Source organism: Nostocoides jenkinsii Ben 74, from assembly GCF_001046875.1.
In the GTDB taxonomy this organism is placed as follows: Bacteria; Actinomycetota; Actinomycetes; order Actinomycetales; family Dermatophilaceae; genus Nostocoides_A; species Nostocoides_A jenkinsii.
In genome coordinates this window covers 380,387-397,310 of sequence record NZ_HF571038.1, presented here as the reverse complement: position 1 = coordinate 397,310, position 16,924 = coordinate 380,387, and the positions used below count along the sequence as shown (strand labels likewise).

The following is a 16,924-nucleotide window of genomic DNA, read 5'->3' as shown; positions in this document are numbered from 1 at the left end:
GTAGCGACGGGCGGCGGCGCGGGTGTCGGAGAAGCCGAACCCGTCGGCGCCGAGCGAGTGGAAATCGCCGGGGACCCACTGAGCGATCTGGTCCTGCACCGCCCGCATGTAGTCGGACACCGCGATGACCGGGCCAGGGGTGTCGGCGAGGCGCCGCGTCACATACGGGTCCTCAACCTCGACCTCAGGGTGCAGGAAGCGCTTCTTGTCGACCTCCAGCGCCTCCCGGCGCAGCTCGTTCCACGACGTCACCGACCACACGTCGGCGTTGACGCCCCAGTCGTCGCGCAGCAACTGCTGCGCCTCGAGGACCCACGGCACCCCGACACCCGAACCGAGAAGCTGCACCGACGGGTTGCCCTCGCGCCCGCCTCGGTCCGCCTCGGACAGGCGGTACATGCCCCGCACGATCCCGTCGGCGTCGACGCTCGCCGGCTCGGTCGGCTGCACCATCGGCTCGTTGTAGAGGGTGATGTAGTAGATGACGTTCTTGGCGTCGCCGTCGCCGGCCTCGCCATACATCTCCTCCAAGCCGCGCTGCATGATGTGCGCGATCTCGTAGCCGAACGCCGGGTCATAGGAGCGGATCGCCGGGTTCGTGGCCGCCAGCAAGTGCGAGTGCCCGTCGGCGTGCTGCAGGCCCTCACCAGTTAGCGTCGTGCGACCCGCCGTCGCCCCCAACAGGAAGCCCCTGCTCATCTGGTCCGCTGCCGCCCAGATCGAGTCGGCCGTCCGCTGGAAGCCGAACATCGAATAGAAGATGTACATCGGGACCATGACCTGGCCGTGCGTCGCATACGACGTCCCAGCCGCGGTGAACGCGCTCATCGAGCCCGCCTCGTTGATGCCCGTATGAATGATCTGGCCCGCCTCGGACTCCTTGTAGGCGAGCATCAGGTCGGCATCGACCGAGGTGTAGTGCTGCCCGTGCGGGTTGTAGATCTTGATCGTCGGGAAGAAGCTGTCCATCCCGAAGGTCCGCGCCTCGTCCGGAATGATCGGCACCACGCGCTTGCCGAACTCCTTGTCGCGCATCAGATCCTTGAGCAGCCGCACCCACGCCATCGTGGTCGCCACTTGCTGCTTGCCGGAGCCCTTCTTCACCGCCGCATAGGCCTCCGGCTTCGGCAACGGCAAGGGCTCGTATGCCGTGCGCCGCGCCGGGAGCCCGCCGCCGAGCTTGCCGCGCCGCTCCAGGGCGTACTTCACGGCCTCGTCCTGCGGCCCCGGGTTGTAGTAGGGCGGCTCGTAGGGGTTGGCCTCGAGCACCTCATCGGAGATCGGGATGCGCAGGCTGTCGCGCAAGCCCTTGAGGTCATCGAGGGTGAGCTTCTTCATCTGGTGGGTTGCATTGCGGCCCGCGAAGTGGCTGCCCAGCCCATAACCCTTGATGGTCTTGGCGAGGATGACCGTCGGCTGACCGGTGTGCTCGACGGCAGACTTGTACGCGGCATACACCTTGTGGAAGTCGTGGCCACCGCGCTTGAGCTTCCACCAGATGTCGTCATCGGACCAGCCTTCGACGAGCTTGGCCGTGCGCGGGTCACGCTCGAAGAAGAACTCGCGGACGTATTTGCCGTCATTGGCCCGGAAGGTTTGGTAGTCGCCGTCCGGTGTCTTGTTCATCAGGTTGACCAGCGCGCTGTCGCGGTCGGCCGCGAGCAGCGGATCCCAGCCGCGGCCCCACACGATCTTGATGACATTCCAGCCGGCGCCGCGGAAGAACGCCTCCAACTCCTGGATGATCTTGCCGTTGCCGCGCACCGGGCCGTCGAGACGCTGCAGGTTGCAGTTGATGACGAAGGTCAGGTTGTCGAGCTCATCATTGGCCGCCGTCTGGAGCAGACCACGCGACTCCACCTCGTCCATCTCGCCGTCACCGAGGAACGCCCACACCCGCTGCTGGCTGGTGTCCTTGATGCCGCGGTTGTGGAGGTACTTGTTGAACTGCGCCTGATAGATCGCGTTCATCGGGCCCAGGCCCATCGACACCGTCGGGAACTGCCAGAAATTCGGCATCAACCGCGGGTGTGGATAGGACGGCAAGGCCTCGACCTTGCCGTCGACGACATGGCTGTGTTCCTGGCGGAAGCCGTCGAGTTCGGTCTCGGTGAGGCGGCCCTCGAGGAAGGCCCGTGCATACATGCCAGGGGAGGCGTGGCCCTGGAAGAAGATCTGGTCGCCGCCGCCGGGATGATCCGGGCCGCGCCAGAAGTGGTTGAAGCCCACCTCATACAGGGTCGCGGCCGAGGCATAGGTCGAGATGTGGCCGCCGACGCCGACGCCCGGCCGCTGCGCGCGGTGCACCAACACGGCCGCATTCCAACGCAAATACGCGCGGAACCGGCGCTCGATGTCTTCATCGCCGGGGAACCAGGGTTCCTTCTCGGCCGGGATGGTGTTGATGTAGTCGGTCGTCGTCAAAGACGGGACGCCGATGTTCATCGCCCGCGCGCTCTCCAGCAGCCGCAACATCACATAGCGAGCCCGGTCGCGCCCGGCGGCATCGACGAGTCCGGCGAGAGACTCAACCCATTCCTGGGTCTCCTCGGGGTCGATGTCCGGCAACTGCGTGGGGATGCCGTTGAGGATCGGTCCGGCCTTCTCGCTTCCGAGCACGAGGTGGCTCCTCTCTCTTGCTGTGGATCTGTCGGTGTCGGGGCGCGGCCCTCACTGTGGTGAGGGTCACGAGGGAACAAGTCCAACCTACTCTGCCGCGTGCCTTGGACGAGGGCGACGGCAGACTATGGACATGACCGTGGCCCTTTATGACGCCGGGGACCTGCCGTGGCGGCCCGTCTCGACGCGCCTCGTCCGGGTCCGGCGCCTGACCGCCGTCGCCATCGCGACCCCCTTGCTCATCGCCTTCGCCGCCGCGACCCTGGCCACCTCGTGGTTCTGGATCGGCGCGGCCGTCGTCGCCGTGACCCTGATCTGGGCGTGGTGGTTCATCGGTCGCCAGGTCGCTGCGATTTCGTATGCCGAACTGCCCGAGGAACTCGTCATCCGGCGCGGCCGGATCTTTCGGTCCCTGGTGAGCATTCCGTATGGCCGCCTCCAGTACGCCGACATGGCTTCCGGACCGCTGTCGCGCCGCTACGGCATCGCATCGGTCACCATCCATACGGCCTCCCCGTCATCCAGTGGCTCGCTGCCCGGACTCGAGTTGCCCGAGGCGGAAGCCCTGCGAGAACGCCTCACTGCCCTCGGCGAAGCCCAGCGGGCGGGGTTGTGACGGCGCCGACGTGAGCGATTTTCACGAGGGAGTGTGGACGAAGTTCCACCCCCTGACCCCGATCCTGCGTGGCGGCGTGATGGCCGTGGCCGCGGTGGGTTATGTAGTCAGCCAGCAGGTGGACCGGATCTTCGGCTCGGACGGGGCTGACCCGACGGGCGGCCATTGGCTGCTTGCTGCCGCGGGCCTGGCGGTTGTCCTCGTCCTCGGCGTGGTCGCGGCCTGGATCAGTTGGCAGGCCGCGAGCTTCCGGCTCAGCCCCACCAATGTCGAGCTCCGCTCCGGGGTCGTCCGCAAACAACACCGGCAGGTCCGGTATGACCGCATCCAGGCCGTCGACATCACCCGGCCGCTGCTCGCCCGGATTTTCGGGTTGTCCGCGGTGAAGATCGAGGCCGCCGGCGGTTCCGATTCCAGCGTGACCCTGAGCTTCCTGGCGGATGGCCTCGCACAGCACGTTCGCGAAACCATCATCGGGCGCACTCATGACAGCCGCTCCTCCCATCCCGCCTCCGCTCCTGCCGTCTCCGCTCGTTCCACCTCCCCTGACGGGGCACTGGTGTCGAGCCCGGTGGAGTCCGAGGAGTTCCACGTCGAGGCGGCGCCCGCCCGCCCCATCCCGGAGGCGCTCATCGCCCGGATTCCGGCCGCCCGGGTGTGGGCCGCGACCGCGATGTCGGCCAATGCCGTCTTCGTGATCCTCGCCGTACCGGCCGTCATCGTGGCGTTCATCACCGGCAACTTGGCGTGGCTGACCTTCCTCGGCCCTCTCTTCCTCGGTGCCGGCGGAAGCCTTCTGGGGCGCCTGACCGGCTGGATGAACTTCGAGGTCCACGGCTCGCCGGACGTCATCCGGGTGCGGCACGGGCTGACCGAGGTGCGCGCGCGGACCGTGCCCATCCAGCGAATCCAGGCGGTGGAGGTGAGTCAGCCACTCCTTTGGCGGCCCCTCGCCTGGTGGCGCATCCGGGTGAACGTGGCCGGCGTCGAGCAGGAGGAGAACACCAATACGGACGCCTTGATCCCGGTCGGGTCGCAGGAGGAGGTGGTCCGCATTCTCACGGTGCTCGGCCCGACGTGGCCGTTGCCGGACGTGCTCGCCGCGATGACGGCCGAGGAGACCGGGCCAGGGATGGTCGGGCTCCCGCGCTCAGCCCGCTGGCTCGACCCCCTCAGCTGGCGACGACGGGGGTATGCCGTGACGGACACCGCCGTCGTCATCCGCACCGGACGCTTCACGCGCGCGGCCGTGGTCGTCCCCCACGCGCGCATCCAGTCCAGCCAGGTGCAGCAGGGCCCGATCGAGCGCCGGCTGGACCTGGCCTCGGTGGCCTTTCACTCCACCCTCGGACCGGTCCTCCCGAGCGTGGATCATCTGAGCACGGAGCAGGCGCGCACCCTCCTGAACGAGCAGATCCAGCGCAGTTCGCGCGCTCGGGCGCACGAATTCGGCATACCTGCGCCGTCCCTGCCTCGGGCCGGCGTCGGTGCACTAAGGTCCCAGGAAGATGGGTCGAGCGACGAGTTCGCCCCGGGTAGGTGATGGAGTCGCAGTGAACGCACCGGCAGCACGCTCCGGTCCGGGAAGCCCGATCGGGCGCCTCGGCTTCATCGCGGGTCAGGTCGTCCAAGAACTTGGTTACGATGACGACATCGATCACGAGTGGCGCGCCGACCTCGTCGACGTGGTGGGGGCCGAGCTTGAGTACGACGACTTCACCGGTGTCGCCGATGTGGTGCTCCTGTGGTGGCGTGACGGGGACGGCGATCTCACCGACGCGCTCGTGGACGCCTTGGTCAATCTGGCCGATGACGCCGCGATCGTCCTGCTCACCCCCAAGCGGGGTCGCGAGGGCGAGGTGGATCCGGCCGACATCGAGGAAGCCGCAGTCACCGCCGGCCTCCATCCCACGGGAACCGTCAACGCCGGCACCGACTGGTGCGCCCAGCGCTTAGTCCCGCCGAAGGCCGCGCGCCGGTGACGAGCGCCCCCTCCTGCGGGGCTGGCAAACTTGGCCGTATGACGCGCACCCCCCTCCCCGTCGGCGCGACCGCGCCCGACTTCACCCTGACCGACCAGTTCGGCGGTCCGGTGCGGCTGCGGGACTTCGCCGGCGCGAAGAGCGTGCTCGTCGTTTTTTACCCGTTCGCGTTCTCGGGCATCTGCACGGGCGAACTCGGCACAATCCGCGACGACCTCGGCGCCTTCGAATCCAAGGAGGTGCAGGTCCTGACGGTCTCCTGCGACCCGATGTTCAGCCATCGGGCCTGGGCGGATCAGGAGGGCTACTTCTTCCCGCTCCTCTCGGACTTCTGGCCGCACGGGGAGGTCGCGCGAGCCTTCGGCGTCTTCGACGAGGAGCGGGGTATGGCGAACCGCGGCAGTTTCCTGATCGACCCCGACGGCCGGATCGTGTGGACCGAGGTCACCAACCCTGGCACGGCACGTGACTTCGCCGGCTACCGGCAGGCGCTGGAGCGGGCCGTCTCGGCGTGAGCGCGACGCGCCGCGGCAGCGGGTAATCTGGTCCTTCTTGACAACTGTCAACCCTGCCCCTGCCGAAAGTTGTGTGCCAGCCTTGCCGAGCCGTCGCCCGCGGGACGTTGTGGTCCGCCCCCGTCCTGATGGCCACTGCGGCAGCCCCGGCGCTCGCCGGCAGTAGCGTCTGCCCCGATGCCTCGCCGGTCCTGGTCTATCCCCTCTTGACTGGCCCTCAGGAGAGTCCGACCTTCTTCGTGTTCATCCAGGGTCTGGTGACCGGCGATGTCGTGCAGGCGACCGACCTCGCACGGGGAGAAAGCGGGACCGGACCGTTCACGTCGGCCTCCGATATCGTGCTCCCGCAGGGCGGCGTCTACACCGCGGACGGGTCCTACTCCCAGGGCGCAGGATCCGTCCGTCCCGGTCACCGGCGCGAACAGTGCCCAGTTCTTCTACCAAGTGACCGTCCTCGTGGCAGGGCCGGCGTATCCCAGCGGCGGGTGCACCTATGTCACCGTCGCCGGGCCGCAGGATTCGTGACGCAACCAGAGCGGATCCACTGACACAATGTGATCAGCGGACCGGGGTCGCCGTCGGCGAGTCCGGATTCCGGGGCCTGTAGCTCAGTTGGTAGAGCGCCACGTTTACACCGTGGATGTCGTCGGTTCGAGCCCGGCCGGGCCCACATGACCACGTCTCTTGCTGACGTCATCGCGGTGCTGGAGGCGCTCTATCCGCCGGACACGGCGCAGAGTTGGGACCGCGTCGGGCTGGTGACGGGTGACCCGGAGCAGCCGGTCACGCGCATCTTGCTCGCGGTCGATCCGACCTTGGCGGTCATCGACGAAGCACGTGTGCTCGGAGCCGAACTGCTGTTGACCCACCACCCGCTGCTGATGCGGGGCGTCCACTCGGTCGCGGTGACCCGAGCCAAGGGCGCGTCGATCACCAACCTCATCCTGGGCGATATCGCGCTGTATGTCGCGCACACCAACGCCGATGTGGCCGAGCGCGGGGTGTCGGCGGCGCTCGCAGCAGCCTGCGGCATCCTCGATCCGCAACCGTTGCAGATCGCCGAAGGGCAACCGCTGGGGCGGATCGGTGACCTCGCCGAAGCGACCACCCTGGGTGCCTTCGCGCAGCGGGTGGCGCAGGCCCTGCCCGCCGCGCCCGTCGGCATCCGCGTCTCCGGCCCACCGGAGGCGCCGGTGCAGCGCATCGCCGTCCTCGGGGGAGCGGGCGATGACTTGTTCGACGCGGTTCGCGCCGGCGGGGCCGATGTCTACGTCACCGCGGACCTGCGGCATCACCCCGCGCTCGAGGCGAGGGAAGAAGCGCGGGGGGGATCGCCATACCTCATCGATGCGGGTCACTGGGCCTCCGAAAGCCTGTGGCTGGCCGAGGTCGCTGCGGACCTGGCGACGGCCCTGGGCGATGGCGTCGAGATCGTGACGAGCGCGATCTGCACGGACCCGTGGAGCTTCGTGATCACCCCGGGATAGGTTGAGCGAACCCGATCAGAAGGATGAAACGTGAAGGCAGAGCCGTCCCGGCAGCTTCGGTTGCTCGACCTCCAAGCCGTCGACAGCGAGCTTGCGCGCTTGGCGCACCAGCGCGCGACCCTGCCGGCCGCCGCGCGCGCGACCGAATTGGCTGCCGAGGTTGCCTCGGCCCGTGACGGGGTCGTGCGCGCCGAGACGACGGCGAGCGATGTGGCGACGGAGTTGGCCCGCGCCGAGGGGGATGTCCAACTCGTCCGCGACCGGGCGGCGCGCGATCAGGCCCGACTCGACTCCGGCACGTGCAGCCCCAAGGACCTGCAGGCGTTGCAACACGAACTCATGAGCCTCGCCCGCCGGCAGAGCGAACTCGAGGAGATCGAGTTGGAGGTCATGGAGCGCGCCGAGGCCGTCGACGCGGTGGTGGCACACCGCCGGGAGGGCCTGGCGGCGCTGGAGGCCGACCTCGCCGCGGTGCTCGCCGAGCGCGACCACGCCTACGCCGATCTCGACCAGGCTGCGGTCCATGCGCAAGCCCCGCGCGCAGGCATCGCTGAAGAGGTCGGCGACGATCTCGTCGGTCTCTATGAGAGGTTGCGCGGCACGCGATCGGGCGTGGGTGCCGCCGCCCTGCGTCAGCGCCGGTGCCTCGGCTGTCAGTTGGAGGTCAACGCCGCCGACCTCGACGCCATTCGCGGCGCCGCCGCCGATGAGGTCCTGCGGTGCGAGGAGTGCGGGCGCATCCTCGTGCGCACCCCCGAGTCCGGCCTCTAAGAGGTGGCGGCCACGCACAGACGGCTGCGCATTGAGGCCGACGGCGGCTCCCGCGGCAATCCAGGCATCGCCGGGTATGGCGCACTGGTGCGCGACGAAGGCGGCCGCGTCATCGCCGAACGCGCCGCGCCGCTGGGCAAAGCGTCCAACAATGTCGCGGAGTACTCCGGGCTGATCGCCGGCTTGCAAGCAGCGGAGGTGATCGACCCGGGCGCGCGCATCACTGTTGCCATGGACTCCAAACTCGTCGTCGAGCAAATGTCGGGGCGGTGGAAGATCAAGCATGCCGACATGCGCACGCTCGCGCTGGAGGCCAAGGAGATCATCGAGCGCATCGTCGCGGCCGGAGGATCGGTCGACTTCACCTGGATTCCCCGCGAACGCAATAAGGCCGCCGATGCCCTCTCCAACGACGGGATGGACGGCCGCACGATTCGCCGCGACGCCGGACTCTCCGAGGAGTTGGCGGCCGATCGGTTGGCGGAGGAGGAACACCCGGGGGAGCCGGCGATCGCGGCCCAGCCGAGGCCGGTGCCTCCGCTCGGGGAGCCCACCCGGATCATCCTGGTGCGCCACGGCGTGACGGCGTTCACCGAGCAGGGTCGCCTCGACGGGCGCGGGGGAGCGGACCCTGACCTGAGCGACCTGGGCCGCGAGCAGGCCGCCCACGCGGCGCGTCTGGTCGCCGACCTCGTCGCCGGGGGCTCGGCGACCTTGACCACCTCCACGCTGGCCCGCGCCCGGCAGACCGGCGTCCCTATCGCCGCGGCCCTCGGAGTCACTGCGGGCGAGGATCCCGACTGGGACGAGCAGAACTTCGGCGACTGGGATGGCGTAGCGATGCGCGATCTCATGTCGCAAGCGCCCGCCGATGTCGAGCGGTTGCGGTCGGACCCGGCATACGCTCGCCCCGGCGGCGAGACGCATCGGGACCTCACCGAGCGCGTTCTTCGGGCGTATGCCGCGCGCGTCGCCGCGGGCGGCACCCAAGTGATCGTCGCGCACCGCAAACCCATCATGGTCGTGCTTGCTGACATTCTCGGGATGGGGATGGACGCGTCCTGGCGATTGGCGCACGGGCCGGGGGCGTTGACCGCCATCGAGACCTGGCCGCAGGCAGGCGCGACGGTGGTCTTTACTAACCGTCGGTAACCACCCGATAACGACCGCGAGATTTCGTCGGGAGTAAAGTAGATACTTCAACTTCCTCGGATATTGTTCGCGCGCGACACGTCGGCCGAATTTCGGATCGGCGGGGATGGACGAGGTGGTCATGTCGCGATCGCGGGGTGCGCATGCAGCGCCGTCCGGGGGTCGGAATCGGGCAATTGCCTGGTTGGCGGCGCTGGCATTGGGTGGCGACGGCCGACGCGCGGGGGTGTCCCACGCCGTTGACCTTCTGGACCGGGACCGAGCGCGACCCCTTTGCCGCCGACCTCGACTCCGCCTTCGTCAAGTCTTTGGGCAAGACGTGCCCGGCGGCGACGGGCGACAAGGTGTGGGCGACAGACCCGGCGTCGGCCGCGATCACGCTCACGGTGCCGGACGCCCCGGTCACGAGTCCGTGCCCTCTACGCCGGTTGTGCTCGCGTTGCCCAAGGAGATGGCCACCGAACCCGGTTGGCCCCAGCCGCTGATGCCGGAGGTTGTCCAGGATCTGTTCAACGGCGATAAGACGTGGAAGGGCATGGGTCACCCCGAATGGGGTGCCTTCCGGATCGCGTCGCCGGACCCGCAGAAGACTCTCGTCGGCGCCGTCGGCTTCGGGACGTTGACGGCCCTGGCCAATGGTGGGAAGCCGTTGACCAAGTCACCGGACTACTACGCGCCCTCTAAGGCCGACTTCGCGGTGATCCACTCGGAGCAGAAGATCACCACCTTGACCGACACCGTCGCAGAGGCAAACGACCTTTTGGACGCGGTGAGCACGGATGACTTTGCGCGGACCGTGTCGGCGGTGCTGACCACTGAGCGCGATGTGATCGTCCACAACGCCGGCAATCCGCAAGTCGAGTTCGTCAGCATCCCGCTGGCCGCCGGCGCGGCCACGGTTCCACTCGTCGTGGCGGCGAGCGACGCTGGCGGAGAGAACGCTAAGGCGTTCGCCGACTACGCGCGGACTCCGGGTGGTCAGATCACGCTGCAGGCTGCTGGGTGGCGCAGTCCGAAGGGTGCCCCACCCACCATCGGCACAGACTCCGTGGGCGTGACGGCCCTGGAGCCGGCAGTGTTCGACGAGGCCACCATTGGTGCTGTCCGCGGGGCGTGGACGGCCATGCATACGCACGGGTCGACCATGGCGCTGATCGACCTGTCCGGGTCGATGAACCTGCCGTTCCCGGGATCGAAGCTGAGTCGATTGGACTTGGTGCGGACGCTGGCCAACAAGGCCTACGACTTGGCGTCGCCCAAGGCCGCCTCGACGGTGTGGTTCTTCCACACCTCAGGGGGCCGCGACATCATCGACGACGGCCTGACGCTCGAAATCAATGACACCCCGGTCGATGGCGGCCAGATTCACTCCGACGAGATCCGTCGCGCCCTGCGAGATGCGCGCGCCGGTGGTGGAACGCCGCTCTACCTCGCGGTGCGCAAGGCGTATCAGCATGCGCCGAAGAACTACCGGGAGGGCTACCTCAACCAGTTGATCGTCCTCAGTGACGGCAACAACGAGGCCGCGGCCAACTCGATGACGCTGAAGCAACTCTCGGACTACCTCAAGAAGACCTACAACCCCAAGGAGCCGGTGTCGATCAGCTACCTTATTGTCGACCCGGAGGGCCGGATTGGGCCCCTGAAGGAGGTCGCTGACCTCACGAAGGGTGTCACCGTTCGCGTACTCTCGATGAAGGATGTCCCTGGGGCATTCGCCCAAGCGCTCTTCGCGACGCCCTGATCTGGTCCTAACCCTGGCGGCGTAGCCGCTGACACAACGAGGGGCCGGGGCCGATAAGGCCCCGGCCCCTCGTTGTGTCCGCTACTTCTGGAGGAAGACCGCCACGGTCCGCCCGGGGACGCCGGCCGTGCCCGTCGAGGCGGTCCAGGTGGCGGTCTTTACCACCGGGTCGGCGCCGCCCGCCTGAACTGGCGAGAGGCTCAGGCTCACACCGCTGAGCCCGGGGACCTTCTGGGAGATGGTGGTCGGGCTGGCGTTGAAGACGATCAACGCTCCCGCCAGCGACGGATCGAGGTCGGCGCCCACGGTGTCGTCGATGCGCATCACGATCACGCCGGGCTGTGCGTCGGCCGTGCCACTCACCGGGAAGCTCACCTTGGCGTTGATCGCCGCGGCCGAACCGAGCCGGAAGAGGCGGCTGGAGTAGCGCACCCGCAGCAGGTCCTGAGCCATCGCGCTTGCCTGGGCGACGTCGCCGGCCGACGGCTTGAGCGACGTATTGGCCAGGAGAGGCCGCATGTAGCTCCACTTTGCGCCGTTGTCGCCTTGCAACGGCAGGCCGTGGCCGAAGCCGTTGTCCGCGCCCGTCCAGTCGAGGCGGTTGAACCAGTCGCCGCTGTCGTAGCTGTTGCGATCCAGGGACTTGCTGCGCAACAGGTCCGTCCCGGCATGCCAGAAGCTCGGCGTCTGGGCGAGCACCGTCGTCGCTAGGGACAGGGTGTTCATCCGGACCCGATCCGCCATCGAAGTTGCTACGGGCAGCTTGAAGGTCAAACTGTCGAACAGGGTCTCGTTGTCGTGCGCGTCCACATAGGTGATGACTTCGTCCGGATTGGTCGCGTAGCCCGCGGGTGACCCGTTGTAGTCGACCTGATCGCCGCGCGCCACCTCACCGGTGGAGTTGAGCCGGAAGGTGAACGACTTGAGATTGGCCGCGAGACCGAGTTGGACGAGGTCGGTGTCGTGCTTGAGCGTGGTTGCCGCCGCGTCGTTGATCGGCGCTCCGTTGGGGTCAGTGAATTCACCACTGCCGAAGCCCTGCTTGCGCGGGTCCTCATCGAACGGCCCGCCGCCGCGCACCGCATCGCGCAACCGGTCGGAGAAGGTGCCGATGTGCGTGCCACCGAGCTGGCCCTGCGTCGCCTGATAGAAGAGCGCGTTGCCGGCCACCTCGCCGAAGTTCCAGCCCTCGCCATACAGATAGACCTTCTTGCCGTTGACGCCGCTATTGGTGACGGTGAGCTTGTTCAGCGCCGCCCGGACCGCAAGCAGGTTGGCTCGCGAGTGGTGGCCCATCAGGTCGAACCGGAAGCCGTCGATCTTGTAGTCGCGCGCCCACATGACGACGGCGTCGACCATGGCCTTTTGGGCCATCAGGTGCTCCGTCGCGATGTTCTGGCAGCACGTGGAGGTCTCCACGGCGCCAGTGGCGTTCAGACGCTGGTAGTAGTCGGGAACCACCTTGTCGAGCACGCTGGTGTCGGCCAGCCCCGAGGTGGGGGTGTGGTTGAACACCTGGTCGAGGACCACCCGCAGCCCGGCCCGGTGGAGGCCGCCGACCATCGTGCGGAACTCGGCGACGCGCTTGCCGCCGTCAGCCGCCGTGGGGGTGGAGGCATAGGAGCCTTCCGGCGCCATCCAGTGCCACGGGTCATAGCCCCAGTTGAAGGCGTCGTTGCCGCGGATCGCGTCGATGCAGGCCTGCTGCTGCTCACTGTCCGGCGCCATGCTGGAAAGGTCGCACTGCGGAGTCGACTGCTTCGCCGGGTCCTCCTGGATCGAGGCGATGTCGAAGGTCGGCAGCAGGTGGATGGTGTTGAGCCCCGCGCCGCGCAGTGCCTTGAGGTGCTGCATGCCCTTGCCGTTGCCGGCGAAGGCGAGATAGGAGCCGCGCTGTTCGGCCGGCACCGAGGTGTCGGAGATGGAGAAGTCGCGCACGTGCAACTCGTAGATCGACGTGTCGGCGAAGCGCGCCAAGCCGGGCTGCTTGGTCGTCGTCCACAGCGTCGGGCGGAAGGTGGGGTCCTTGAGATTGACCGCCACTGAGCGCGTCGAGTTGAGGGTGAGCGCGACGGAGTAGGGATCGGTCACGCGCACCGTCTCGATCTTGCCGGTGCTGCGGGCATAGACCACGACCTCGTAGAGGTAGCGGGCGTTCTTCGCGCCAGCCTTGACCGACCACGAGCCGTCGGTTGCGCGAATCATGGCCGTGCGCTTGGCCGTGCTGATGGGCGCGTCACCGGGTGCGGAGGCGGACCACGTCAACAGCGTGACCTTTTTGGCGGTGGGAGCCCACACGCGATAGGTGGGGCCGCCGGTGCCGGCGAAGGTCGCGCCGTATGACCGGGTGGTGGCGCTCGCGGCATACAGACTGTCGAGCACGTGCGCCGTCTGGACTCCGGTCGCGTCGAGGAGGGCGCCTACGTTGTCGTAGAGCGCCACCGCCACCTGGCCACGCAGGATCGTCGGTGCCTGCTGCGCGGCGACGCTGTTGAGGCGAAGAGCCAGGTAACCGCGCAGCTCGGGGTAGGACGAGGTCACCGAGGCAGGCAGGCCGGCCGAGTCGTAGCGCAACGGCAGGCTCTTGCTCCCGGGCAGGTCCTCGGCGTCGATGCTCATGCCCGCATTGGGCGCATAGTGCAGGCGCCACTTCAGTAGTGCGGGGTTGGCGCCGTCGGGAATGGCGTCCGCGGGCCACGCCAGCAGTGTCGGGGTCACCCAGAACGCCTTGGCGGCCTTCAAGTCGGGGGCGGGCCCCGAGCTCGAGGTGGTCACGGTGATCTGGTGGGTAGCCAAGACATAGGTGATGGTTACCACCACGCCGGCCTTGGACACCGAGAACGGCACATTTGCGCCTCCCGGCGCGCCGCCGACGCCATAGTTTTCGTCCCAGTTCAGTCCGTGCGCGACCTTGAACTCATAGTTGCCGACGGGAAGCTGGTCCGAGCGCCAGGTGTAGGTGCCATCGCCGTCCGGATCCTGCAGCCAGGGGTTCATGCAGTCCGGCTGCCAGTCGCCCGGGCAGCCCAACTCGCTCTGCATGCTCCCCGGGGCCGTGATGATGGGCCCGTTGGCGTCGCTGGTGATCCAGTGCGTCGAGTGGTCGTAAAAGAACGTGACCGGATTGCCGTCCGTGGTGACCTTGACGTTGGCGCCACCGAGGGCGCCGCCAAGGCCGTAGTTCTCCGTCCAGGACTTGTTGAGCGCGGCCTTGTACTCGTACTCGCCCGCAGGGATGGTGACGGTGAGCTTCCAGATCTGATCCGAGGGGTCGAGGGTCATCTGGGCCTGGTCGCAGTAGGGCTGCCAGTCGCCATCGTTCTCGCCGGTGCAGCCCAACTCCGAGTCAAGCGAGCCAGCCACGGCGACGGCGTCGGGCTGGGTCACCGGACCGACGGCGTTCACACTGGCGATGGCCGACGGGCCCCGCCGATCGCTGCGGGTGCTGGTGCCGGGCTTCGCCATCTTGGCACCGGGGGCGCCCACGACGGCATAGCTGGACTTGGCGCTGAAGTTGCCGCTGCTGTCCTTGAGGACGACGCGGTACTCCAGCATGGTCCCCGGCGCCATCGCCGAGACGTCGTGATAGACGGAATAGGGCTGGGCGTCGTCCGTGCCGATCGTCTGCCACGCTGTGGTGCCCACCGGGCGGACGCGGAAGGTGGCCTGAGCGAAGGCGGATTGCGTGACCGCCGCCGAGATTTGCGCGCGTCCGCTGACGACCCCGCCGGGAGCAGGGCTGGTGAGGTAGACCGCAGGAGCGGAAGTGCGGGCCGGGAGCTTGGCCTTGGCCTTGAAGACGCGAACCGACAACGCCGGGACCGTGACCGTCACCCGGGCACTGGCGTTCGCTCGAACCTCGGTCCCGCCGAGCAGCGGGGTGAAGCCCGCGTTGCGGGCGGTGACATTGAAGCTCGCGGTCTTGGCCGTGGTCGCGTTGTTGGCGACCACGAGGTATTCGAGGTTCTGGCCCTGCCGGATGCGCGAGAAGGCGTAGATGCCGGGGTCGTTACTGGCGTAGCGGTGGATCTGTGCGCCATCGGCCAGTGCCGGGTTGGCCTGCCTCAGCGCCGCCAGCTTTCGCAACTGCACATACAGCGGTGCGGTCGTGGAGTAGCGGTTCCGGGAACCAGAGGGGCCGGTGAGGTTCGCCTCCTCGGCATACTGCGCGACCTTCGTGGCAAACAGGTCCTCACGCGCGTCCTTGTCTCCGCCCGAACCGATCAACCCCTGCTCGTCGCCGTAGTAGACGATCGGCTGGCCGCGGGTGAGGTACATCAGCGAGTTGGCCAGCTTCACCCGGTTGAGCAGCTCGGTGCCAGCGAAGCCCTTGCTCTGGATCATCCAGGCGGCACGTCCGCGGTCGTGGTTGCCGAGGAAAGTCGGGCTCTCATAGATATTGGAGTCGCCGTCGGTGAAGTAGTCGTCGCCCGCGAACATGTCGCGCAGTCGGGTCGTCGCCGAACCGCCCGCGAAGTCGATCGCCGCCTCCTGGAAGGAGAAGTCGAGAGCGGCCGGCAGCTTGCCCGTGGTGGTGTACTGGCTGACGAACTTCGGGTTGGAGTCGAAGATCTCGCCGAACATGAAGAAGTCGGGATTGCCGATCGCGGCCGCGTGCCCGAGGATCGCCGGCGCGAACTGCTCCCAGAACTTCAGGTTGACGTGCTTGACCGTGTCGATCCGGAAGCCGTCAATCCCCAGGTCCACCCACGTCTTGTAAATCTCGCCCATCCCCTTGACGACCTCAGGCCGCTCGGTGAAGAGGTCGTCGAGACCGACGAAATCGCCATACTCGCTCGATTCACCGGCAAAGGTGGAGTCCCCGCGGTTGTGGTAGAGCGTGCGATCGTTCAGCCACGCCGGAACCTTGACCGACGCGTCCGCAGGCGTCCGGAAGACGGGCTGGTACGGGAAGGACGTTGCGGGGTCCAGCGTAGGGAAGGTGGTGCCGCCGGCGTAGTCCCGGTCGTCGAACGCAGTGCCGGAGGCATCCCGATAGGGCGAGCTCGCCTTGGAAACATAGTGGTAGTCGCCGCCATTGGCGTAGTCGATGACGTCGGCCGTGTGGTTGGTGATGATGTCGAAGAACACCTTCATCCCCTTGGCGTGCGCCTTGGTGATGAGCTCCTTCATCTCGGCGTTGGTGCCCAAGTGCGGGTCGATCTGCGTGAAGTCGGTGATCCAGTAGCCGTGGTATCCCGCGCTCGCGTTGGCGCCACTGCCTTGCACCGGCCGGTTCTTGAAGCTCGGCGTGAGCCAGATGGCGGTGGTGCCTAGACCCTTGATGTAGTCGAGTTTCCCGATCACGCCGCGCAGGTCGCCGCCGTGATAAAAGCCCGTGTCGGTTTTGTCGAGGCCGGTCGCGAGCCGGTCGCCGGTCAGGCCGCCGGTGTCGTTGGCGGCGCTGCCGTTGGCGAACCGGTCGGCCATCAGGAAGTAGAACCGCTCCTTGGTCAGTCCGGCGCGCAGGGAGTCGAGGGGACCCTTCTTGTCGGCGGCGCTCACCCCGCCGGCGATCACGGGGGTTAGGCCGACCTTGTGCGTCTCGTCGTCATACGCAACCGTGAGCTGGGCCGGGCCCTCTAACACCAGGGGTATGTTGCCCCCGCCGGCCGCGCCGTAGCCCTCGTCCCAGGAGTGGTTGATGGCCACCTTCAGCTCCCACGAGCCGGCCGGAACGGTGAAGGTCTTCTCGTAGGTCGAGGAGGTGCCGACCTGGGTCAGGTCGGTCGCGGTGCACTCGGGGTTCCAGTCCCTGTCGCAACCAAGCTCCGACTGCAGCGACCCGACCAAGGTGGCGGTTCGGGCGGCCGCCTGGGCCGTCGCCACGCTGGGCAGATAGCCCACGACAGCGAGGAAGAACGCGGCGATGACGGCTGTTGACCTGCGAAAATGCATCGAGACTCCTTCGGCTCCAATGACCCGAGACCAACCTAGGGGTAGCCACCGACAACGGCAACCCCAGCGCAACCAAACATTTCCGGAGTACCAGCGGTAACCGCCCACAGTCCACGTGGCGGATATCCGCTCGGGGCGCC

At 67.7% G+C, this 16,924-nt stretch carries 10 protein-coding genes and 1 tRNA gene; 9 read left to right on the top strand and 2 right to left on the bottom strand.

The window, feature by feature from the left end; all coding sequences use genetic code 11:
• On the bottom strand, positions 1–2,619 hold a 2,619-nt coding region (gene aceE, locus BN13_RS01770), incomplete at its 3' end, for a pyruvate dehydrogenase (acetyl-transferring), homodimeric type (protein ID WP_048543931.1).
• Between the two features lie 133 nt (positions 2,620–2,752).
• Here aceE and BN13_RS01765 point away from each other — a divergent pair.
• The 9 genes from BN13_RS01765 to BN13_RS01725 all read left to right on the top strand — a co-directional run bounded on the left by BN13_RS01765 (position 2,753) and on the right by BN13_RS01725 (position 10,886).
• The gene (locus BN13_RS01765; protein WP_235433901.1) at positions 2,753–3,235 is read left to right on the top strand and encodes a PH domain-containing protein; all 483 of its coding nucleotides are present in this window, start codon (positions 2,753–2,755) and stop codon (positions 3,233–3,235) included.
• A 10-nt stretch (positions 3,236–3,245) separates the two neighbouring features.
• Positions 3,246–4,778: a PH domain-containing protein gene (locus BN13_RS01760; protein ID WP_157038379.1), complete on the top strand. Its 1,533-nt coding sequence runs from the start codon at positions 3,246–3,248 to the stop codon at positions 4,776–4,778.
• Between the two features lie 10 nt (positions 4,779–4,788).
• Positions 4,789–5,217, top strand: coding sequence for a DUF3052 domain-containing protein (locus tag BN13_RS01755; RefSeq protein WP_048543925.1), 429 nt, complete (start codon positions 4,789–4,791; stop codon positions 5,215–5,217).
• Between the two features lie 38 nt (positions 5,218–5,255).
• Positions 5,256–5,732: a peroxiredoxin gene (locus tag BN13_RS01750; protein ID WP_048543923.1), complete on the top strand. Its 477-nt coding sequence runs from the start codon at positions 5,256–5,258 to the stop codon at positions 5,730–5,732.
• A 597-nt stretch (positions 5,733–6,329) separates the two neighbouring features.
• Positions 6,330–6,402, top strand: a tRNA-Val gene (locus tag BN13_RS01745).
• A 1-nt stretch (position 6,403) separates the two neighbouring features.
• The gene (locus tag BN13_RS01740; RefSeq protein ID WP_048548756.1) at positions 6,404–7,219 is read left to right on the top strand and encodes a Nif3-like dinuclear metal center hexameric protein; all 816 of its coding nucleotides are present in this window, start codon (positions 6,404–6,406) and stop codon (positions 7,217–7,219) included.
• A gap of 30 nt (positions 7,220–7,249) precedes the next feature.
• On the top strand, positions 7,250–7,990 hold the full coding sequence (locus tag BN13_RS01735) for a zinc ribbon domain-containing protein (RefSeq protein WP_048543921.1): 741 nt from the start codon (positions 7,250–7,252) through the stop codon (positions 7,988–7,990).
• Between the two features lie 3 nt (positions 7,991–7,993).
• On the top strand, positions 7,994–9,142 hold the full coding sequence (locus tag BN13_RS01730; RefSeq protein WP_084733503.1) for a bifunctional RNase H/acid phosphatase: 1,149 nt from the start codon (positions 7,994–7,996) through the stop codon (positions 9,140–9,142).
• A gap of 106 nt (positions 9,143–9,248) precedes the next feature.
• Positions 9,249–10,886 (top strand): substrate-binding domain-containing protein, encoded by a 1,638-nt coding sequence (locus tag BN13_RS01725; protein WP_084733502.1) that lies wholly within the window; start codon positions 9,249–9,251, stop codon positions 10,884–10,886.
• 81 nt (positions 10,887–10,967) lie between these two features.
• Here the strand turns inward: BN13_RS01725 and pulA are convergent, their stop codons facing one another.
• Complete coding sequence (pulA, locus tag BN13_RS01720; RefSeq protein WP_048543917.1) at positions 10,968–16,784, bottom strand: pullulanase-type alpha-1,6-glucosidase; 5,817 nt, start codon at positions 16,782–16,784, stop codon at positions 10,968–10,970.
• Positions 16,785–16,924 lie beyond the last annotated feature (140 nt).

What these genes read in the sequence shown, in the direction of transcription:
- BN13_RS01765 (WP_235433901.1), top strand. Translation starts at nt 2,753, where the DNA reads ATGACCGTGGCCCTTTATGACGCCGGGGACCTGCCGTGGCGGCCCGTC.
- BN13_RS01750 (WP_048543923.1), top strand. Translation starts at nt 5,256, where the DNA reads ATGACGCGCACCCCCCTCCCCGTCGGCGCGACCGCGCCCGACTTCACC.
- BN13_RS01740 (WP_048548756.1), top strand. Translation starts at nt 6,404, where the DNA reads ATGACCACGTCTCTTGCTGACGTCATCGCGGTGCTGGAGGCGCTCTAT.
- BN13_RS01725 (WP_084733502.1), top strand. Translation starts at nt 9,249, where the DNA reads ATGGACGAGGTGGTCATGTCGCGATCGCGGGGTGCGCATGCAGCGCCG.
- pulA (WP_048543917.1), bottom strand. Translation starts at nt 16,784, where the DNA reads ATGCATTTTCGCAGGTCAACAGCCGTCATCGCCGCGTTCTTCCTCGCT.